This window comes from Neptunomonas sp., assembly GCF_016744175.1.
Taxonomy (GTDB): Bacteria; Pseudomonadota; Gammaproteobacteria; order Pseudomonadales; family Balneatricaceae; genus Neptunomonas.
Window position 1 is genome coordinate 167595 of the sequence record NZ_JADGEV010000001.1, and the last position, 21562, is coordinate 189156.

Below are 21562 nucleotides of genomic sequence, written 5' to 3' on the forward strand. Positions count from 1 at the left end.
GTGTATACTCTTAATCGAAAAGAAACTCCATATACATTTACAGATTTGTTTTCTTATAATGAGACATTTTGATGAAAACTATAGATCATCGGTTTTATGAGTTAGATGTTTTACGTTTTATAGCCGCATTTTTTGTTGTGCTTTATCATTACGCTTTCCGAATGTGGAATATGGAGAGCGCTACAGGAATGCCATTTCCATTTCTTAGTCAAATCTTCAAATATGGTTATTTAGGGGTTGATGCTTTTTTTATCATAAGCGGCTTTGTTATTATTATGTCAGCAGATAACCGAAGCGTTTCTAGTTTTATTTCTTCACGTATAGTTCGTTTGTATCCAGCTTATTGGGTTTGTACTATTTTTGTTTTCATTGGTTATATTGTTTGGACCCCATTGGTACTATCTGATAATTATTTAGACTTTATAGTAAATTTTACAATGTTTCACTCGTGGTTCTCTATAAAAGATATAAATCCAGTTTATTGGACATTGGCCATTGAACTACAGTTTTATATAATAATAGCATTAGTGATTTACCTGAAGGTTTATAGGTTCTTTTCTATAATACTAGGAGTGTGGCTTTTAGTTTCAATATCTTCATATTATTTTGATTTTAATATTTGGATTAAAACTATCTTTATGGTTGAGTGGAGCCATTATTTTATTGTAGGGTGTGTTTTTTATTTGATTCGCCGTGATGGCATATCATTATATAAATTACTTCTTGTGTTATTAGCTTTATATCAGTCATTGAAGTTGAGTTATTGGTATATGCTTTTAAAAGAGCGCTTAACTTCTGTAGATTTTAATCCGATTGTTGGACTTTCATTTATTGTAATACTCTATGCTTTTTTTACTTTAATGTCCTTGGGTAAAATTAGATTTGATTTTAAAGCAGTTTCTGCAGTTGGGGTTTTAACTTATCCGTTATACTTAATTCATACATTGGGTCAGATTTGGCTTGAGGAATATCTGAATGATAACAATAAGTATTTTTTAATTTTTGTCATAGTCATTATAATGTTATTTTTTTCTTGGTTGATTAACAAGTACTTAGAAATTCCTTTAGCTAAAAGATTGAAGTATTTGTTACCAAAAATAAATAAATAATATTTGAGTATAATTATTAATTTTAAATCATGAGTGTCTCACATGAACGTTTACCTATTTTCTAATATAACGCTTGGTTATGGTTCTCCACAGTATATATATTTCCTAAGATCTCTAGAGGAGAGAGGAGGGTATGACACCCACTCAGTAGAAATTTACGAAGAAATAAGAAAGCCATATAAGATTGAGAATTTTGATACGAAAAGAATTATTGTTGGCGAGTCATTAAAGAAGCCTCTTGCGTATTTTAAAACCTTCAGAAATAGCTATAAAGCCAGTAAATATTTAATCAGACCTGTTTTGAAACTTCTTTTACAGGTTTCAACAATAAAAATTATTCTAGGATCATACTTCAACAAAGTAATCGTAATAACCACCTATGATAGTAAACTATTCGCTTTTTTATCTAAAAATACTTTGATTATTCAAAATTTTACTGAAATTTGGAATGAGGAATATACAAAAAAATGTGGAAATTTGACATCTAGTTATAGGGACTCTGTAAATATTTGTATTTCTCCTCAAATTGATAGACTAGAAATCGCTAAAAGTATTTATAAAAATGCGACTCATCTTTTTGCGCATAATGCACCACCTAAATATTTTTCGCCTGATTTATTAGGAGGGGCCTCAGGGAAGTGTGTATTATATCAGGGAAGAATAGGAGACCTTACTTTAGCCAATGAAATTATTTCTTTTGCTAATTTCATTGATCAAAATACAGTTTTTCATATTGCTGGAATAGTAGAAGATGCTTATAAAAGCAAGTTAGCTGAAGTTGCAAAAAGAAGTAATGTATTTTTTCATGGTTTTATTAATGCTGAAGATTTAAAGTCCATAAGAGATACATGCAATATTGGATTAGTCTCTTGGAGTAATGAAACTTTAAATACTAAGTTTGCAGCACCAAATAAACTTTATGAGCATATGGCTTCGGGTCATTTAGTTATTTCACTAGAGAATTATTCTATTTCATCTATGAATGATATTTATAATTTTGGATTTATAGAAGCAACGGGTAAAGAGCTCGCTTTCAGGTTAAATGATAGCTCTGACTCTCTCGTAAATGATTATGGAAAAAGTAACCACGACACTTTTATTCGAGAGCTTAACTATGAAAACCAGATGGAGGCTGTTTTCAAAGAGATCGATAGATCTTTAAAGAATTTGGGCTGAGTTTTATTTTCTATTGTAAATTGATCTTATTAGTAGCATTGATGGTTTTTCGATCGTGCTACTAATTATATTAGCTATACATATAGATACTATTAGTGCTATGAATATACTTAATGAACTTGTTAGTCCGGTTTTTTCAAGTGTATAGATTATTTTAAAACCAATCATTTGATGTACTAAATATAATGTATAAGAGATGCTTCCAAGCCATATAAGAGGTTTTTTCTTTATGAAATTCAATTTATTATTGATTGCAAGCGAAAATAATATAAAAAATGAAGCACTAAATGCACTACTAACAATATTACCAGTTATTAGTTCAGCAGCTAAGCAAGACAGTAAAATAAATAATTTGTAAAATGAAATCCCTTCCTGTTTCCATTTATAAAAATATATACCGGCAATAAATAAATGTGTGAACTGTAAAACAAAAAATGTTTGTATGCGCCATGGAACATCAATATTAGTGGCTAATAAGAAGTAAGTAATTATCATTCCGCTAAGCCATAGTGGTGCTATAAGGTTCATCATTTTTATTCTAGAAGTTAGAAATAAAAAAAGCATCACAAAATAGAAATTAAGTTCCCATGCTAAGCTCCAGTAGACACCGTCAACAGCGGGAACATAGAAGAATGATTGGAGCATTGTTAGATTAACTATTAGTTGTGAAAAAGTTAGGTTTTGATCAGGTAGGGGAAAAAGGTAGCCAATTGTAAATGTGAGTAAAACAGCAGCCCAATATGCTGGATATAACCTTGAAAGGCGAGAGACGCTAAAATCTTTCCATGAATGGCATTTTTCTAGTGTCATAAAAATTACAAAACCAGATATTATAAAGAAAAACTGTACACCTAAATGCCCCCATGGTACTGAGAAAGCAGCAGGAGTTGTATGCTGGTAAACCTGATCGTATCTCGTTGTATAGTGAAACAAAACAACACTCAGTGCAGCCAGGCCTCTAAATACATCTAATTCTTCAAATCTGTTATTTTTTGTCATCTTGATATTACTTGGGAAAGTATTGATTTTAATGTGGAGTAGCCACTTTCATTTAAGTGGACTCCATCGCCTGAATGATACTGGCTGTTCAATTGTTGTTCTGAGTTCATAAGACGCTGATAGTTTTCTATAAATGTACAGTTTTCTTTTTGTACACAAATATTTTTATATTCTGTATTAGTAATAGTTATTACTTTGTTTATTTTTTTTGTCTTAGATTCATCTACAGGTAAAATTGCTAATAGAAACACTGGTACGTTTGCGTCAATAAAATTTAAAATACTTTCAACATTCTTCACTGTGTTTGTGAACCCTTGCTGAATATCATTAATGCCAATTTCGATGATTATTTTTTCAGCATTTTTTATTGATTTCATAGTGGTGATTCTAGATAGAAGATTTTGGGATGTATCACCTCCAAGCCCAAAATTGACCGATTTATTTGAAATGTCAGAAACAGACATTCCCTGAGTTATACTGTCACCTAAAAATATAACCGATCCTGATGTTGTATTTTTGTCCACACGCTTTAAGTGTGCTTGCATCTCTACTTGGAACGGCGTTAAAACAAGGTGATCGTTACCTGTTAGTGTTTTAGCGTTCAGCAATTGAGCGATACTGGCTTTAGGGAGCAGTATAAGAATAATGATGGTTGTTATAATTGAATATAGTGTTAATAGTTTTTTGTGATTGGCCATAAATTTTTTTGTATTTTAGCTTATATTCCGGGTGACAGAGTTAACGTGAGCATTGTTGGTTCTGCCATCATTAATTGTGTATTTATCTTTATCGGTAGCAATTGTTCGGTTACGAATCATAGTCGAAATGTTATGATTTGCCATTGATCGATAGTTTACATGTTACTGTTACTTAAGAGTGATCTATTTCATGCGATTTATTTTTTATTTTGTATGCTTTCTCATAGCTTATGGCTCGCTTTTTCCCTTCGATTTTTCAAATAACATTGATAGTGCTGATTTTTTATCATTTTTTAATTCGTGGAATGGCCAAACCAGTATAGGTGATGTGTTAGGTAACGTTATTCTTTTTATGCCTTATGGTTTTTTGGGCTTAGTTGCATTCTCAAAAAGCAAAGCTAGTGTAGCGTTAATTGCTATCCTTTCTGTGCTAGGGGTTGTCCTTGCGTTTGTATGCCAAGTTGCACAACTGTATTTGCTAAGTCGTTCACCCGCATTAGTTGATGTATATTGGAACATTCTTGGTTTATTATTAGGTATTATTTTTGCGTATTCTTATAGAGTGCGTACTTTTGTCAATAGTGTTGAGTTATATTCGTTTTCTTTTCCTCTTGTATTGCTTGGCTTGTGGGTGGCTTCAAGATTAGTTCCTTTTGTTCCAAGCATTGACCTGCAGGCCTATAAAAACGCACTAAAGCCGCTGTTAGTCGAGCCTGAGTTTGATTTTTATGAGTTTGTTTTTCTATCGGCGGCTTGGTTAGTTGCAGCTCATTTGTTTTTCTACTTATGTAGGATAAGAGCAAAATTTTTACTCTTGATAGCCGGTGTTACGGCTGTTTCCTTACTCGAAATAGTCATTGTTAAAAATGATTTGTCTGTTACAGATGTTATGTCTTCTTTGTTCGCTTTATTTTTGTGGCCGTTACTTCCTAAAAGTCTTACAGAAAGGTCGCTTTACTTACTTCTAATGTTGCTAATTGGTACCGTATCAGTAAGTTTGTTTCCTTTTGAATGGGTATCTAATGATGCTAGTTTCGGGTGGATTCCATTTTCTGGTTTTCTGAGTGGGTCTATGTTAGTAAGCTCGGGCGTTTTTGCTCAAAAGTTGTTTGTTATAGGGGCGCTCTTCTTTTTGCTTCATGAATCTGGGTGGTTTTCCTTTAAAGCTATCGCTTTTGTTTTTGCTATTTTCCTTAGTATTGAAATTCTTCAAATGTGGATTAATGGCCATTCAGCCGAAATTACTGATCCCATATTAGTGTTGTTATGTGGTTTGTTTTTTTTCAGGATCTCGGATGTCTATCTCAAAAAAACGATAACTATCGATGGATCACAAAGCTCTGTTGTAAAGTCTTCACAGCCTGTAGAAATAGTTAGCCGCGCAAGTATTAGTGATTTTAGGCGACGTTGTCTGGTTGTTCTATCAGGTGGTGTAGTTGCTGTATCAATTATGGCTGTTTTTTATTCTGTAGTTCGGTTGCCTGGTGTTCCTTATAATGTTCGTGAGCTTTTTTGGCTTCAAGGAAGTGGTCCAGATTTGTTTTTTTTAAGTTTGGCACTGCTATTATTTGGGTTAGGAGCTGCGTGGATAGGTCATGCTATTTCTCTAAGCAAAAAACCTATCGTGATTGCTCCATTGGCTGCTATAACGGTTTCTATCCTTTTTTATCTTTGTCTTTTTATGAGCGTGACTCCTGAGAGCATAAGTGATATCGGGGGATCTTCAGTATGGGTGCAACGACTGGAAGTTGCAGGTGTTTTTGGGCAGCCCGGCATGGATTTTGTTAGATATTTTGGAACAGATAACCTGCGTTCTCTTACAAATCCTGTTGAACCTATTGTAAGAATTGGAGTGTTGTTTGGGCCTGTTTTAATTCTGTTTAGTGTTTTTTTTGCAGCTCTATTTAAAACCCGCTGGTTATTGCTACCACAAAGAAAAAAAGGGATTCTAAGATATTTTCTTATTTATCTCGGGTGTATGTTGCCTTGGCTTGCGATTTGTAAGGTCATAGCATTTGACTTGTCATCTACCGATAACCTGACTGAATTGGTAGCTATTGATGGTCCTTGGATGATAGGGGGAGGTGGCTACCTTTACTTGCTTGTTTTTACAGTGATTTTTTCAGCAGTTATGCTCTCTATTTCATTTATTAATGCTACCTCTATAAAGATTATATCGGCTTGTGTTCTATCTATTGTTTTAGTGCCAGTCGGTTGGTTTTTATTAAATGAAGGTTTGGTTGGTAATGTTGATAAATATGGGTTGAATTACTCAGGAGTTGACTTTTTGTTGGGCCCTGATCGTATAAATCTACTCTCTATAAATATGCTTTTTTTCCGATGGTTTGTCGTTCAGTTAAGTGCTGTTATCGTCTTAGCAACGGGTGCTCTTTTGTATTTACTTTGGGTAGGAGTGTCTTTCTTACCTAAGAATCAGACTGCCTTACCGAAAAGAAACTTACCTTCGACATACTATGTTGAAGTTAATCTAAGTTCTTCACAGATAAATTTTCTCAATGAATTATCATCGGCGCAAAAACAATCTTTTTCGGCCACAGTAAGAGCAATAATAGATAAGCCTCTAGCCGAAAAATCTATCGCCTCTTTCGACCATTGTGAAATAGTACAAAGCGCTAGTAGTGAGCCTATTAGTTACTCTAGAATGAAAGCGTGTCATGTTAGGCTAGATCCTAATCAATTTAACGAGCTAGATGTTTTGGCAGGTAAGTTTAATATGAGTCGTTCAAAAGTTATAAGAGATATCGTTGAGCATTTTATACTGAGTTGCTCATAACAAAGCGATTGAAATATTATATATTTATAGGACTATATGATGAAGCCGCGTATTTATGTGAATGTTATTTTTTGCTTCTTTTTTTACATAGGTTCGCTCTCGGCTTCTGAGGTTATGACTAGCTTGCCGTATGGCAATGTAACTGCTCTACAGGCACTAGGTTTGCTTCCTGTTTACGATGATCCAGGGCACAATATATCAGCAGACACCGATATTAAATGGTCGGGTGAAGGTGGGGAGCGCGGGGAAATTGGCCTTTTTCCAGAAGATCATGCAGCATTTTTAGCTGGCAGAGTTGAGTTACTACCTGAAATCTTACAAGCGGCAAGCCAGCCGCCGCCATCCTCTTTCAGTTTTGGGCATGCCCCTAACTTGTATTGGCTACCTTACTTGATGACAGGTGATGCTAAATACTTAGATCATATGGAAGTTTATTATCGCATTTTTTGTAACCAAATGAATAAGCCATATGATAACTGGGTAAGTTGGCAGCAAGCAGGCCGCTATCTCGCGTGGCCTTTAAGGCAGTTGGTGCAGTTAGCTTATTTGGAGAAACGTGGACTAACAAAAAATTCTTATTATTTAGTTGCTTTGGAAAATGCAAAAAATAATTTTCTTAACAATGCTATGTCTGGTAAACCTGAGAATAAGCATCATGATGTTTGGCGTGTTTTAGTTTTTAACTCTGTCACTTATGATTCATTTGGGTGGACAGGCTGGATGGAAAGCATGGTTGGCCAAGTCATCAACTATGCTGTACAGCTTGGTTTTAATGATTGGTTTCCAATAGCTGAGTGGCAGTTCGAACATTTGAACCGACGTATGAATCTATGGTCAATAAAAGCGGTGGATAACGACCATGTATTTTTTGCAAATCGAGCCCCTAGTGGAGCTATTACAGATTATGCTAGTGGGAGAGCTTGGGCTGCTAGTAATGGTTGGGATAAGGTAACGGAGTATCCTAAATATAAAATGGATATGCCTACCTACTCCGGCTGGGATAAAAACTCTTTGTTTGCAGCTGACTCTAAAGTTGATGGTATGTTTTATACATATCATAACCGTGCTCAATATGCTTATGCATGGGCTGCTTTAGCAGCTAAGAATCGAATCCCCGGTGCTGCCGAAATTGCAAATATTTTACGTAGTAAAGTTAATGATCGAGGCGATCAATGGGATTTTAAGAATTATCAATCTGGTTACCCTTTTTCTACTGACAGCCGCTTGAAGGTTAACAGTGGTACTTGGAAGCCTGTTAGAAATGAAAATGGGCTTGTTGAGAAAAATTCTTGGTTGGGATTGCCTATTAGTTCATTAGATAATCCTCAAATACTTAAAATCGATAAACTTAATCCAGTTTCTGATATTACAAATTTATTAAAAGATAGAGGTTTTGATACATCAAAAATGTACGGCTATTCCCGGGTTAAAGGTACCTTTACTGCGTGGGTGGGGCAGGCTTTTGATCGAGCAGCTAACATTGCTTATTACCCGTGGGGAGGAGGGCATGCTGATTCATCGATTAATGGGATTTGGAAGTTTAATATTGATAAGCTGAAATTTGATATTGAATCTATGCCTTCTAATCCTAATAGAGTTGGTGTTCAATGGTCCGCGAATTATAAAAATCGAGGAGGGGATGGAACGTTCACTACATATATGGACGATGCAGGGGGAATTCATTTTTCTCTTCCGGATGGTAGACCTCCATCCCAACATACATACGGTGGGGTTGTGAAAATAGGCGACCTCTTATTCACTACTAGAAATAGAAAGTACTCTTATAACCTTAAAACAAAAGAGTACAAGATCGAGAATTGGATAAAGAACGAGTCTTTATTTATGACAAGCATTCAAAATGCTGTTTTTTCATATAGAGATCAAGCTTTTGGTATTTTAAAGTCTGAACTCCAGTACTTTGGCTGGAATAAGCTTGAATCGTCTCAAAGTGTAGTTATTGAAGACATAAGCTCTCCCCCCAATGGAATTAATTTTGTAGGGCAACATTTGGTGCTTCAAATGGATGATACTCGTCTTATGGCGATTAATTTTGATGCCCAAAGTAGCCGAAGTGTCTATGCAATATTTGATATGGAAACAGAGAGTTGGGGTGATCTAGTAGAAACCTACGGATTACCAGAACATAACTATACACAAGAAATGCAAGCAGGAGTCTATATTCCTTCTTGGGGAAGTAAAGGCTCCGTTTTACGTGAGTTTAGTTATGGCTCGTTAAGAGGCCAATGGTATGTACTTGATTTAGCCACTAGCCAGTACACACCTTTTTCGTTTACAGGTTACAAAATCCAAGCAGGTACTTTTGTTGGCAATAAGGCATTTATAGCGGATGTTGGTGGAATTAAAGCACTCTTCTACTTGGCTGTTAATAGTAAAGTGTCCGAAGTATATGTAATGAGAATTCAGTAGCTCACTATTACTTGTCATTCAACTTCTAAGTTATAACGCTCACCTAAGTATTCTAAAGTGGCTATGAGCCCATATTGCTTGGCAGAATTTATCAGGCCAATATTGAAAAGGTTTCTCATAATAGGGAAATCGCCATCAATAACACGTGATAAATACGGCTGAGATAGGGGCGTATCAAATGTTTCCTTATGTCTATTTTTAAATCTAAATGATAGCTTTCGAGTAAACGGTGGGCGTTGTGTACTCAAAAAAGTTTTTAGTCTGTATTTTAAAGGTCTTACACCATTTAATGAGAAACCGTAATCACTAGGGTGGTTGGCTAAGCGAGAGTTGACTTGGGATATCATACGGCCTTGTAGGTACCCTAAATCTTTATAATTTAAAGGTATTTTTGATGTGTTTGAAATCGCCGCGGATTCAAGAAAAGGAAAGAGCATTTTACCGAAGCGTTGGTTTAGTTGTGCGTCGCGACCTGTCCAAAAACGCCCTCTAAAATGAGGATATAGCTGCTCTATTTGGTAGCGCTCTAGTTGTTCATTGCTGCTCCTAATGGCATTTCTCATACACTCGGCCATTTCTAAGCGGTACTCTGGTTCTTTAAATTTTGAGCTAAAGGCGTTTTGGTTATACTGAGAGTAAAATGTAGAAACAACGTCTTGAGCTCTCATCTTCTTATCGGGGATGTAAAAAAAGTTTCTATATATTTCACCTAAAGACCCATTTAAAGGTATTTGCTCGTTTACATGGCGTTTGAGGCGATCAGTGCGGTCGGTACCAAAATCAAAGATCCCATACTCAACTTTCCAACCATCAAAAGCATAGAAGTTTGCTTGAGTTATTTCTTTGTAGCTATCGGGTTCGACGATTGGTGCTGTGCTTTTATTTATACACTCTAATTCAAGGTTTTCGGCCTTCGCCACAGTTTGAGCAATAACAACATCTTCATCAGTATCGTTGCCGTATACGAAAAGCTTCGGTTTAACGCCATGTCGCATCAACATTGCCAATGATAAACGGGAGTCAAACCCCCCTGAAAATGAAAGTTTTATGTTATCTCCATATGCTTTGGCAGTAGGCTCAAATACGCTATCAAGCTGCTCACAGTGGTAGCTAGCCACTTGGTCAAGTGTCATATGGGAGGCGCAGTCATCTTTATCTAAAACTGGGCTTTCGAGCTGAATGGTCTGTGTTTTTTGGCTTGTAACTTCTAGGATGGAGTTTGCTGGTAAAGTGGTTATGCCTTTTAGAAGTGATTTGTTTCCAAAAACAGCGCCATTAATAACGTACTCATAACAAGCTTGAGTATTGAAAAATTTAGGCTCTGTTATATCACACATGGAGACAAATGAGTTCGAGTATACCGAGCACTGGGCGTCGACGTAGATTTGGCTACAACCTAAACCGTCAGAGATGAAGTAAGTAAAACCTGCCTTTCTTAGAATAACGATATGCGTTCCTGTCATTTCTTGCCATGTAAAAGCTTCGGTGTTGAAATCATTTAGGAAGTTTCTCAAGCCCAAAAGTGATGCATTACCTTGGTAGGAAAAAGTGCCTAATGATGCAATAAAGTCGCCATTTTCGGTTTGTTGAAATGCGGGAGCGTTACCTGACAGGTCATTAAATAAGATAAGATCTCTACTACCCAAATTGATTGAGATACATTTCGAAAATCCGTTTTTATCCATAGTTTTTATATGGCGGTTGACGGTGTTTTGAAATTTATCTTTGTTATATAAAACAAAAAAACTCATTGAGCTCTCCAATCAATACAGGCAATCGTGCAGGTGTCTTTATGGTTTTAATTTTTTTAGCAAAGTGGCCGCTTTTGAGTACGCATTGATATGGTACATGGTACGGATTTCATCGCTCCATTTCGTGTGCCACTCCATTACTTTTCCATAGAACTCAATGCGTTCTACCAACTTATTGTTGAATATATACTCAAAAGCATCTTGTTTAAGCAATAATGCTGGTGAAGATATTTTGATGCTTTCGTCGTAAGTTGTTTTTAAGATAATAATGGAGTCATTACCTAAGATGCATAAATCGGTAGCTACTAAGTCATCGTTATACCAAAACTGAAAAACTATAGCGTTACCTTTTTCTGCAAAGTTGGTCAGCATATCAGTGTAAAAACGTCCCTGATCATTATCAGCGCTAATAGCAGTATTTAACTCTGATTTCCAACCTGCACCTTCTAGCTTTCCGTATGCTTGAATAGCCGATGACATTTCATTAGGAGAAGTTATTTGGATAAGACGGGTAGTAATCTCTTCTCTTTCTAAACGGTTTCTCTGCTTACGAAGGTTTTGCTTTAGATTTTTTCCGCGTTTAGCCCAGTACTCCTCAAAGCTTTCTTTTATAGTCACTCTAGCCGTTTCGATATAAGGCATAGTACTGAGTTGGTTGCTTTGTTCTGGCACAGCCAGTAATTCTGGGTCTTGTTGAGTGATGCTTAAAGCCAAAGAAGTAAATGAAGTTTTTTTGCGTAGAGAATGAGCAAGGTTTTTTGTCGAGACATCGGGCTTTTGCATCCAGCATCCGATAGGAGCTTGTGATGGTTGAAATGTACTCCAAAAACCGAATTTGCTTTGTACAATAATAGCCATAGCTTGTATGGCGTTCCCTGCTCGGTATATGGCTATTTTTTCAGTTCCTGTGCCAAAGTGTGTGATGAGCGGCACTACAAAATTGCTGTCTAATAACGGTGTAGATGTTGTCTCGTTGTTGAGTTGATCCCATTGATTTGAATGAGCCTTAAAATCACTTATAGGGTAAAGGCTCCAGCCTGTTACTTGCATCGTGTCGTCCACTTCGTTATTTGATCGCGTGTATGATTTTCTCAATCATCCAGTCGAGTTCTTGAGATGTTAATTCTTGGTGGCAAGGAAATTGAAATACATGAGCAGAAAGCCTCATGCTATTTGGGCAAACCTCTTGGTTTATTTGGTCATCAAGAAACTCACCAAATCTCCAAATAGGGATTCCTTGGCATTTGAGAGTATCAAATGCTTTTTCGGGAGTGTTTACAAATAGTGGAAAAACAAGGGGTACGCACTCTTCGTTTAAAGTGTTAAATAATGGGTGAGCATTTTCAAGACCGACAAGAGCAGTGTACAGCTTTTCGTAGTTGGCTCTGCGTTTAGAGATGATTCGTTTGTAGTCGCTTTTTTTGATGGTCATCAAAGAGGGAGTTGAAGTGTTTTTATGGATCCAGTTTTGATCAAGGCCGTAGCCACCTTCAGAAGATGAAGGGCTGATAGCGGTGCTACCACTACTTTTTCGAAGGTGCTTGATAGAGTTCCACGCCAACTCTTTTACTTTTAATATAGCTTTTAATAACTTACCCAGAAAGCCAAAACGCCCGTAATTTATTGCTCTCTCGACAATGTTAAAAAATGATTTCAATTGCAGTGATATAGGTTGAGATTCAAGATTTATTGCGTTTAGAGAGTGTTTTGATGAGGCTAATACACCGCCGTCGAAGCAAGGGAAAAACTTCATACTGCTCGCTATTGCATAGTCTCCAATGGTGCCTACGGGTACACCACCTTTTGAACCGAAAAAGGCATGAGCGCAATCTTCTATTAAGACAATGCTCTTTTCTTTGCACAACTCTTTTACTTTACACAGATCTTGGATACGCCCGAAGTAATGAGTAACAATAATGGCTTTTGTAGATGAAGTGATTTTACTTAGTATATTGTCATCATTAATTGAAGTATCTGCATTGATTTGATAAAAAACAGGTGTGGCTGTACGCCATAATACAGGTGATATCATTGATTCACAGTGATATGCAGGGATTAACACTTCGTCTTTTTCAGCGATGCCCGCATGCTCTAAGGCCAGTGCTATGCCTGCCCGGCCACTAGTAACATGAATTTGTTGAGAGTTGGATAGTATTGAATTAACTTCTCGGGATTTAGATGAGAATTTGATTGATTTTTCAGACAATACTGGTGCTAAAGGGATTGCCGGTGAAGGGTAGAAAACCCGATTTTTTTGTTGCATGTTCATCCCTTGTCCTTACTTTCTAACCATAGCTCAAGCACCATAAGAATCCAGATAAGCTCGCCATAGTAAGCTGCGTGTCCATCGCGGTGTAGTTTTATCAAATGATCCAAAAACTCTGCTTTAAAATATGAACGCTCTTTTAATCTCAGTAAGCTTTCATAGGCTAGGTCTTGCAAGGGTTTATGTGTTTGCATCCAAACCCCGAATGGAAGACCAAATCCTTGTTTTTTCTTGGTGATCGTTTCATTTGGAAGCCAGTTTGTCATGGCTTCTTTATAGAAATAACGCAGCTTTTGTCCTTTTAGCTTCCAGTCATCGGGTATTTCACAGGCCAGTGCCAACATCGCATCGTCAAGCATAGGGTAGGCAACTTCGACACCCGCTAGTGCGCACATGTGGCTAACTTTTCTTAAATCGTTATCAGCAAGCGTAAACTGCCAATCTAGAAAAAGCATTCTGCTCAAAGATGTTGCATTCTCGGGAGCGCTATAGACTGACTCTAATAATTCCAGAGGGTAACTGGTCGAAATTTGATTTACAAAGTCATCATCGAATATTTCTGACGGTGCATGCTGGTTAAGGAAATTATAAGTCTGCATACGACCGGGAAGAGATATGTTTGCCTGATTGACGTAACTATTTGCTTTACTTACTAATGGCAATTGTTTTGGGAATGCTTTCAATAAAGGTTCTATCGCATTAGAGCGTAAGCCTTTAGGGATGCTGTTATATACTTCAAATATTTTTTGTTTCGCATAGCGCTCATTGCCAGCAAAAAGCTCATCACCACCATCACCGCCTAGCAGTAATTGCACACCATCTTTGGCTGCTTCTTTTGCACAAAAGTAGGCAGGAAGAGCGGAAGAATTGCCAAAGGGCTCGTCATAACTAGCAACGATCTTTGGTAAAGCATCCACAATGTCTTCTGGCGTAACATAATACTCGTGTAGTTTTACGCCAAAATGTTTTGCAGTGATGCGAGCAAAAGCCATTTCATCATAGCCTTTAGCAGAAAAACCGATGGAATAAGCGTGTGCTTGGTTGTCGCTCAACTCAGAGAGCATTCCTGTAACCGTTGAGCTATCTAAACCACCACTGAGAAATGCGGCTACAGATTTATTTTGAGGGACTGCGCGTTGTACTGACTCTTTTAATATTACGCGCAGCTGTTCGCATTTGATTTCAAAGCTTGATGATTGAGTCTGTTTAAACGTTGGTAACCAGTATCTATTTTGGTTTATTTTGCCTTCTTTCCAGTATATGGAATGGCCCGCTAGTAGCTTATTCATACCTTCATAAATAGGCGTTGGGCTTGGGACCATGTGAAAGTATACGTAGTTGTATAATCCTTGATCTCTTAGTTTTGTGCTTACGGAATCGTGCGCAAGTACGGTGCCTGCACTACTACCAAAGATAATGCGTTTGCCGCATTGGGTATAATACAGTGGAATACTGGCTAGGCGGTCAACACCGGAAAATAGTGTCTGACTGTTGTTATCAATAACGACAAAAGCAAAAGAACCTTGAATGTGTTTAGCGCATTCCTTGCCTTCTGATTTGTATAAACTGAGTAACGTGGCAGCATGGTTCTGCTGTTCTGCTAACTCTGTTAATTCCTTTGTAGGCCACCAAGGCGTACCAATGACAGTAACGCTAATGTTATTCGCTTCGTGAACCTCAGCCGTTGAGGCTAGGTGCATTTGCGAAGAGTTATCAATTGGTATAGATGTAATTGTCAGCGGACTATTCAGTGCTTGTTTCATGTTCATGGCATTTGTAGTGCCATTAGTAGCGCCTGTAGTATCTAACCAACCATAAAATGCAGGCGTTAACAGTGGCGTAGAAGAGTCATTTATTTCATGGCTATGTAAGCTATTTACTACATTCCCTGTCATTTTATGCCTTAGTGTCTGCTATTGTTAAGATTTTATGGTTTATGCTATACACAAACGGTACTCAGTTTATCGTGCTTTTTTAATAATGTCGTTATTGTTTTGCTTTTCGGATTAGTATTTATGTTCGTAGCAATTTTGCCGAATTATTCCGAGATGTTAACATGGCGATCGTGAGTTTTACCTTAATGGCATGTTTGTGATGGGAGTTTTGTGTGATTACATTGGATGAAGTGAAGCAGCTTATAGGGGATGCTTTGCAACTAGGTTCTAGAGTTGATGACTATGATGAATCTACACCTTTACTTGGCAGTATTCCTGAATTTGATTCGATGGCTGTAGTGATGGTGATAACCGCTATTGAAGAGAACTATGGTGTAGCTGTTGAGGATGATGAAATTAGTGCTGAAGTGTTTGAAACGATAGGGACACTCTTTAGTTTCGTAAATGATAAAGTTTCTGCGTAAATAGTGTAGTAAAAACTCTATGACTCCCCAGTTTGTTAATGGTCCTTCGGGGCGCCTGTTTATCACACAGCACTTTGCTAAGACTGCTGTTGCATCAGAATGTGTTATTTATTTACCTGCATTTGCAGAAGAGATGAATAAGTCAAGAAGCATGGTGCGAGCTCAGGCTGCTGCTTTTGTGAGTGCTGGTGCTACAGTCATTGTGCCTGATCTATTTGGGACGGGTGATAGCGAAGGTGATTTCGGCGATGCAAATTGGGATGTGTGGAAGCTGGATGTTCGTTATTTGGTTTTGAGCGCTCAGGAGCAAGGTGCTAAAAAGATTACCTTGTGGGGGTTGCGAATGGGTGCATTAATGGCACTAGACCTAATAGATGAAGGTTTAGAAGGTGTGTCTGAGTTAATTCTGTGGCAGCCTATCCATAGCGGTGAGCAGATGCTGACGCAGTTTTTAAGACTGCGCATGGCTGCCGGAATGATGGCAGGCGAGCAAGAAACGGTTGCGCAGTTGAGAGAGCGGCTTAGTGCTGGAGAGAAGCTTGAAGTGGCTGGGTATGATGTAGCTCCCTCAATGTTGTCTCAATTGGATCAAGTTTCATTAAAGAAGATGGCTTTAAAGCGGCCACTGAAAATTAATTGGCTGGAAATAGTTGCCTCTGAAGGGCGAGCTTTATTGCCTGTATCACAAAAATTAATCGCTTTGTGGCAATCTCAAGATATTGAAATTTATTCTAAAGCGGTTGTTGGTGATCCCTTTTGGACAACTCAAGAGATAACGCTAGCACCTAATCTTGTTGATGAAACAACACAGTTAATTACGCCTTCATTGACGTCAGGTATCTCTTCAACTGAATTGCCAGCATCTAGGTTGACTGACTCTGAGCTCGTGGTTCCTGAATGTGAGCCTCCGTCGAAGGGATTAGCGCAAGCATTAAATTCTGAGCAGCCTTTTGTGTTTTCTTGTGAAGGTGAGGAGTTAGTTGCTGTACTGCATTTGCCTAATAGTCCTGAAAAAGCAAAGGAAATTGGTGTGTTAGTGATTGTTGGTGGGCCTCAATACCGTGTTGGTAGCCATCGTCAATTTTTACATCTTGCACGGCACTTAGCTAAAGAAAATATTCCTGTCATGCGTTTTGACTATCGCGGGATGGGAGATGCTTCTGGCGACCTGTTAGGTTTTGAAAATGTCCAAGTAGATATTCAACACGCCATAGATAACTTCATGCACAAAGTACCTGGACTTGATGGTGTTGTGTTGTGGGGTCTGTGTGACGCGGCGTCGGCGGCGTGCTTTTATGCACCGAGTGATAAGCGAGTTGTGGGGTTAGTGATTTTGAACCCGTGGGTACGAAGTGAGGCCGGTGAAGCTAAAGCATTTTTGAAGCATTATTATTTGCAGCGTTTGTTTTCTCGTCAACTTTGGTCAAAAGTCATAAAGGGCGATTTCAATATATCCGCTTCTTTGGCTTCTTTAGTATCTCTGCTTAAACGCACTAGTAGCTCTGAAGAGACTAGTGTTGAGGGAAGTGAAATAGCTTCTACTGTTGAGCCTCTTAAGCAACCTTCTACAAACTTACCAGAAAAAATACAGTCTTCGCTTAAAGCCTATCAAGGCCCTGTTCAATACATCATGAGCGGAAATGACCTCACTGCTGCTGAATTTGATGATGCGGTTAAAGGGTCAAAAAGTTTTACACGATTACTTAAACAAAAAAGAATACAACGCGAAGATTTAAAAAGTGCAGATCATACTTTTTCTAAACGTGAATGGAGAGATAAAGTAGCAACATGGACAGTGAACTGGATTCGCACGCTCTAAACAAGGTTCTTTTGATCGCCTTTCATTATCCGCCGCTTAATGTAAGTAGCGGGATTCAAAGAACACTCGCTTTTTCGCGTTACCTACCCGAAAACGGTTGGCAGCCAATAGTGCTTTCCGCTAACCCTAGAGCTTACCCTTCTGTGAGCGATCAACAGCTAAGGGATATTCCTCAAGGTACGCTTGTTAAACGAGCTTTTGCGCTAGACTCTGCTCGGCACTTTTCTTTTAAAGGGCGCTACCTTGATATTCTGGCTTTACCTGATAGGTGGGTAAGTTGGTTGTTAGGTGGTGTTATGTCAGGCTTGAAACTTGTACGGTCTCAAAAGCCTACTGTTCTTTGGTCAACTTATCCTATAGCTACGGCGCACTTAATAGGTTTAGTGTTACAGCGTTTAACGGGGCTGCCTTGGGTGGCTGATTTTCGAGATGCAATGCTAGATGATGTTTATCCAGCTCCCGGGGCTAGGAGGCGATGCCATGCTTGGATCGAAAGAAAAGTAGTAGAGGCTTGTTCTGCTGCAGTTTTTACTACGCCGGGCGCGGTTGAATTATATAGGCTACGTTACCCTCATATTTCTGATAATAAGTGGCATTTGATACCCAATGGCTTTAATGAAGAAATATTCAAAGAAGTTGAAATTGAATCTAAGAGTAACCTAGAAGCGGGTGAGCTGAAGCCTTTTTTATTGCTTCACAGTGGAGTGCTGTACCCCTCTGAACGCGACCCTCATGCTTTTTTTGATGCAATTTCTGAATTGAAAAATGAAGGTAAGGTATCTGGTCAATATCTTAGTGTGGTTTTGCGAGCGACTGGGCATGATGAGCTTTATCAGTCTGTGCTAGATAGATTGAATATTAATGATGTGGTTACGTTGGCGGATGGAGTTTCTTATCGAGAGGCGCTGTCTGAAATGCTGAGCGCCGATGGACTATTGGTTTTTCAGGCATCGAACTGCAATCATCAAATTCCCGCTAAAATATATGAATACTTTCGTGCTCAGCGACCTATCTTAGCATTGACTGATAGCCGGGGAGATACTGCAAAAACGTTACTTGAAGCGGGCCAAGGTTCAATTGTTGCTTTAGATGATAAGGATGCTATTAAGGCCGGTCTAGATACCTTTCTTCAAAAAGTTCGGGCTGGAAAAGAAACAGGCGTAACAAAGGAGGCTGCACACAAATATTCTAGAAGAGCTTTTTCAGCAGAGTTAGGAAAAGTGTTTAATAAGGTTAGTCGCGTGAGTATAAAGTAAACCCATGTTTGAATGGGTTTACGCATTACGTTTATTTGATGAGTGGGTTATACCAAAATTTCTGCAGGATGGGGATGGCTTAGAAAATCCCTTGGACTAGCGCTGAGGCCATAAGCGCCAGATTGGTAAACGGCTATCAAGTCACCTATAGACACTTCAGGTAATACTGTTTTATCAGCGATGATATCTAACGGTGTGCATAAAGGGCCGACAATATTAACTTTTTCAGTTGTTTGGCTTGTTACGCGATTAGCGATACAAACAGGGTAGTTTTTGCGAATAATTTGTCCGAAGTTCCCAGAAGCGGATAAGTGGTGATGTAGCCCGCCGTTGGTTATTGCATATTTTTCTCCGCGCGACTCCTTGCATTCCACTACTTCACTGATATAAAGCCCTGCTTCACCTACAAAATATCGCCCTAGCTCCATGACAATTTCTGCTTCAGGTAGGCGTTCTTGTGCCTCTTTTATCAAGGGCTTCAGGTTTTCTGCAATTTCACTTAGGGGTAAAGTTGCTTCGCCTGGAAAGTAAGGGATACCTAAGCCGCCGCCAATGTTCAACCAGGTGATGGGTTGTGGGGCAAACTCAGCTAATCGATATGCTAAAGCAAAGGTTTTGGTTTGTGCTTCGATAATGGCTTCAGGGCGAAGGTTTTGAGAGCCGCTAAAGATATGAAAGCCTTTGAAGTTAAGGTTAAGTTGTCCGCAGCGCTGCAGCATTTCAGGCACACGTTCCGCATCAACGCCAAAAGGCTTTGGTCCGCCACCCATTTTCATGCCGGATGTTTTTAATTCAAAGTCTGGATTAACACGAATAGATACATTTGGAAGAACAGAAATAACATCACCTATTTGAGCAATACGCTCCATTTCTCCTTCAGATTCCATATTGATGATAATACCCGCCGCGACAGCTGATCTTAGTTCTGCATCCGTTTTTCCTGGGCCGGCAAAGCTTATGGTTAGCGGGTCAATGCCTGTGTTTAACGCTACCTGCATTTCTGCTACAGAGGCAACATCAATACCATCAGTCAATTGAGAGAGGTGTTGGACCACTGATGGCATAGGGTTTGCTTTCATGGCGTAATGTAAGTGCAGTCCTTCTGGCAATGATTCGCGTAAGGTTTTAACTTTTTTTGTCATGATGTTGCGGTCATAAACGTAAAAAGGTGTTTTCCCTGTGCGTATAGCAAGGCGCTCAATAGATATCCCACCGGCGTGAAGGTGATTGTCAATCACCGGAAACCAGTCCATGTTGGCATGCTTAGGTGCTTCTTTCATTAAGATGAAGACTCCTGAAAAATGTCTTTAAATTCGGCAGCAAGTGTTTTTCGATCAATCTTGCCGTTTTGGTTTCGCGGTAACGTATCTACAAATATAATTTTTTTAGGTAGCATGAAATTGGGGAGTTCTTTTTGGCAATACTTAATAAGAGGTTGTTCGTTGCATTCGGGGTCAGCAGTTACTAGAAGTAAGATTGCTTGTCCTAATAGGGGGTGTGTTATTCCTAAAGCCACAGCCTCTTTTATTAATCCTGAGTTATATAGAACTTCTTCTACTTCAGTAGGGCTAACACGATAGCCAGATGTTTTTATCATTTCATCTTTTCTGCTAATGAAATATAAAAAACCTTCTTCATCTTTTTTAACCTGATCACCCGACCAAACAGCGATCTCAGTGAGTGGTATCTCAGAGTGTTTGCTTGGTATGGGCTTGAAGCGTTCAGCCGTTTTTGCAGGATCATTCCAGTAGCCCATGGAAACTAAAGACCCTCGATGTACTAGTTCGCCTGGTTCGCCTGGTGCGCACTCACTTCCGTCTTCTCTGAGGACTAAAACTTCAGCATTTGGTATCGCTTTACCCATTGATTCAGGCCGAATGGCGACTTGCTCTGGAGGAAGGTAGGTTGATCTGAATGCCTCTGTTAAACCGTACATAAGAAAAATTTCTGTAGAAGGGAGTGACCTAACAAGTTTCTGGGTTGTTGCTACTGGCATTGCTCCCCCCGTATTCGTTAGATAGCGGATAGAGCTTTGTGATTCATTGGGCCATTCAAGTTCAGCCAATTGATTCCATAGAGGTGGGACTGCAGCTAGCCCGGTAATTTTGAATCGAACAGCCGCTTTAATAACATCTCGTGGTAATAAGTAATCCATTAACACGACCGAGGCTCCCACAGAAAAAGCTGTGGTTAGTTGGCTAAGGCCGTAATCAAAGCTGAAGGGAAGTACTGCTAGTAAGCGGTCGGTAGCGGTGTTCTTTAAATAGCTTGCAACGCTGGATGCCCCAGTAAGCATATTTTTATGTGAAAGAATGACGCCTTTTGGGTTACCTGTGCTGCCGGAAGTATACAGAATAGCAGCCATGTCTGTATCTATGCGTCGAGTAGTGTAGGTTTTCGTATTTGTTTCAGTAGGAGGTGTGTTCCAGCGAGTAATTGTTACTTGAGGTAGTAAACCCTCTGGGATTTCACGTTCATCGATGAGAATAATGGATCGAAGGTCGTGGCAATCGATGAGGGTGCTCTCAAGCAGCTTAAGGCGATCAGATGATGTTATTAGTGTGCGGACATTGCAGTCTTTAAGAATATAAGAGACTTGTGTCGGTTTTAGTAGTGGATTAACAGGGACAAACACTCCGCCAGCATGTGCTGTACCAAAAATACTAAAAACCGTCTCAGGTATTTTAGGTAAGTAGACGGCAACTCTTTCCCCAGGCAAAGTGTTTAGCCTAAGAAGCTTTTGGCTGGCTTGCTCTATTTGGTGCTTCAAATCAGAATACGTAAAAACCTCATTTTTAAAAAGCAAAGCAATGGCATTTGGCGTTATATTAGCTTGCTTATGAATCAGGTCGTGTAGTAATTCTGGCATGTTGCATCCTTATGGTAGGGAAACGATGAGAATAGTCCC

At 38.8% G+C, this 21562-nt stretch carries 15 protein-coding genes and 1 pseudogene; 8 read left to right on the forward strand and 8 right to left on the reverse strand.

Going from position 1 to position 21562, the window contains the following annotated elements; genetic code table 11:
* Positions 1–71 precede the first annotated feature (71 nt).
* Together QZZ55_RS00790 and QZZ55_RS00795 are read left to right on the forward strand one after the other, a co-directional pair.
* Positions 72–1109, forward strand: coding sequence for an acyltransferase (locus QZZ55_RS00790; protein ID WP_293264283.1), 1038 nt, complete (start codon positions 72–74; stop codon positions 1107–1109).
* Between the two features lie 42 nt (positions 1110–1151).
* The gene (locus QZZ55_RS00795) at positions 1152–2285 is read left to right on the forward strand and encodes a hypothetical protein (RefSeq protein ID WP_293264285.1); all 1134 of its coding nucleotides are present in this window, start codon (positions 1152–1154) and stop codon (positions 2283–2285) included.
* A gap of 3 nt (positions 2286–2288) precedes the next feature.
* Here the strand turns inward: QZZ55_RS00795 and QZZ55_RS00800 are convergent, their stop codons facing one another.
* Positions 2289–3284 carry an acyltransferase gene (locus tag QZZ55_RS00800; protein ID WP_293264287.1) on the reverse strand — a complete coding sequence of 332 codons (996 nt, stop codon included), beginning with the start codon at positions 3282–3284 and terminating at the stop codon, positions 2289–2291.
* Positions 3281–3982, reverse strand: a complete 702-nt coding sequence (locus tag QZZ55_RS00805; protein ID WP_293264289.1) for a GDSL-type esterase/lipase family protein — start codon at positions 3980–3982, stop codon at positions 3281–3283. The genes QZZ55_RS00800 and QZZ55_RS00805 overlap by 4 nt, the downstream gene beginning before the upstream one ends.
* A 190-nt stretch (positions 3983–4172) precedes the next feature.
* Between QZZ55_RS00805 and QZZ55_RS19990 the strand changes: the two are divergent.
* From QZZ55_RS19990 to QZZ55_RS00815, 3 genes and pseudogenes are all read left to right on the forward strand, one after another.
* Positions 4173–4523: pseudogene (locus tag QZZ55_RS19990) on the forward strand (VanZ family protein); the annotation flags it as partial.
* 231 nt (positions 4524–4754) lie between these two features.
* Entirely contained in the window at positions 4755–6776 is a 2022-nt protein-coding gene (locus tag QZZ55_RS00810; protein ID WP_293264291.1) for a hypothetical protein, read from the forward strand.
* A gap of 114 nt (positions 6777–6890) precedes the next feature.
* Positions 6891–9203 (forward strand): hypothetical protein, encoded by a 2313-nt coding sequence (locus tag QZZ55_RS00815; RefSeq protein ID WP_293264293.1) that lies wholly within the window; start codon positions 6891–6893, stop codon positions 9201–9203.
* A gap of 14 nt (positions 9204–9217) precedes the next feature.
* Here QZZ55_RS00815 and QZZ55_RS00820 read toward each other — a convergent pair whose 3' ends face one another.
* The 4 genes from QZZ55_RS00820 to asnB are packed head-to-tail and all read right to left on the reverse strand — an operon-like array spanning position 9218 to position 15115.
* Positions 9218–10954 (reverse strand): hypothetical protein, encoded by a 1737-nt coding sequence (locus QZZ55_RS00820; RefSeq protein WP_293264295.1) that lies wholly within the window; start codon positions 10952–10954, stop codon positions 9218–9220.
* 39 nt (positions 10955–10993) lie between these two features.
* On the reverse strand, positions 10994–12004 hold the full coding sequence (locus QZZ55_RS00825) for a GNAT family N-acetyltransferase (RefSeq protein WP_293264297.1): 1011 nt from the start codon (positions 12002–12004) through the stop codon (positions 10994–10996).
* A 16-nt stretch (positions 12005–12020) separates the two neighbouring features.
* The gene (locus QZZ55_RS00830; RefSeq protein ID WP_293264299.1) at positions 12021–13217 is read right to left on the reverse strand and encodes an aminotransferase class I/II-fold pyridoxal phosphate-dependent enzyme; all 1197 of its coding nucleotides are present in this window, start codon (positions 13215–13217) and stop codon (positions 12021–12023) included.
* 2 nt (positions 13218–13219) lie between these two features.
* Positions 13220–15115: an asparagine synthase (glutamine-hydrolyzing) gene (gene asnB, locus QZZ55_RS00835; RefSeq protein ID WP_293264301.1), complete on the reverse strand. Its 1896-nt coding sequence runs from the start codon at positions 15113–15115 to the stop codon at positions 13220–13222.
* Positions 15116–15327: 212 nt separating this feature from the next.
* On the opposite strand from asnB, the gene QZZ55_RS00840 reads away from it, so the two are divergent.
* The 3 genes from QZZ55_RS00840 to QZZ55_RS00850 are packed head-to-tail and all read left to right on the forward strand — an operon-like array spanning position 15328 to position 18654.
* The gene (locus tag QZZ55_RS00840; protein WP_028471278.1) at positions 15328–15579 is read left to right on the forward strand and encodes a phosphopantetheine-binding protein; all 252 of its coding nucleotides are present in this window, start codon (positions 15328–15330) and stop codon (positions 15577–15579) included.
* Between the two features lie 19 nt (positions 15580–15598).
* Entirely contained in the window at positions 15599–17398 is a 1800-nt protein-coding gene (locus QZZ55_RS00845; protein ID WP_293264304.1) for a hydrolase 1, exosortase A system-associated, read from the forward strand.
* A complete protein-coding gene (locus QZZ55_RS00850) occupies positions 17368–18654 on the forward strand; it encodes a glycosyltransferase (protein ID WP_293264306.1) in 1287 nt (428 codons plus the stop codon). The genes QZZ55_RS00845 and QZZ55_RS00850 overlap by 31 nt, the downstream gene beginning before the upstream one ends.
* Before the next feature lie 47 nt (positions 18655–18701).
* Here the strand turns inward: QZZ55_RS00850 and QZZ55_RS00855 are convergent, their stop codons facing one another.
* Together QZZ55_RS00855 and QZZ55_RS00860 are read right to left on the reverse strand one after the other, a co-directional pair.
* A complete protein-coding gene (locus QZZ55_RS00855; protein ID WP_293264308.1) occupies positions 18702–19934 on the reverse strand; it encodes a pyridoxal-dependent decarboxylase, exosortase A system-associated in 1233 nt (410 codons plus the stop codon).
* Positions 19934–21523: an acyl-CoA ligase (AMP-forming), exosortase A system-associated gene (locus tag QZZ55_RS00860; protein WP_293264311.1), complete on the reverse strand. Its 1590-nt coding sequence runs from the start codon at positions 21521–21523 to the stop codon at positions 19934–19936. Before QZZ55_RS00860 ends, QZZ55_RS00855 begins: the two co-directional genes overlap by 1 nt.
* Positions 21524–21562: the final 39 nt, after the last annotated feature.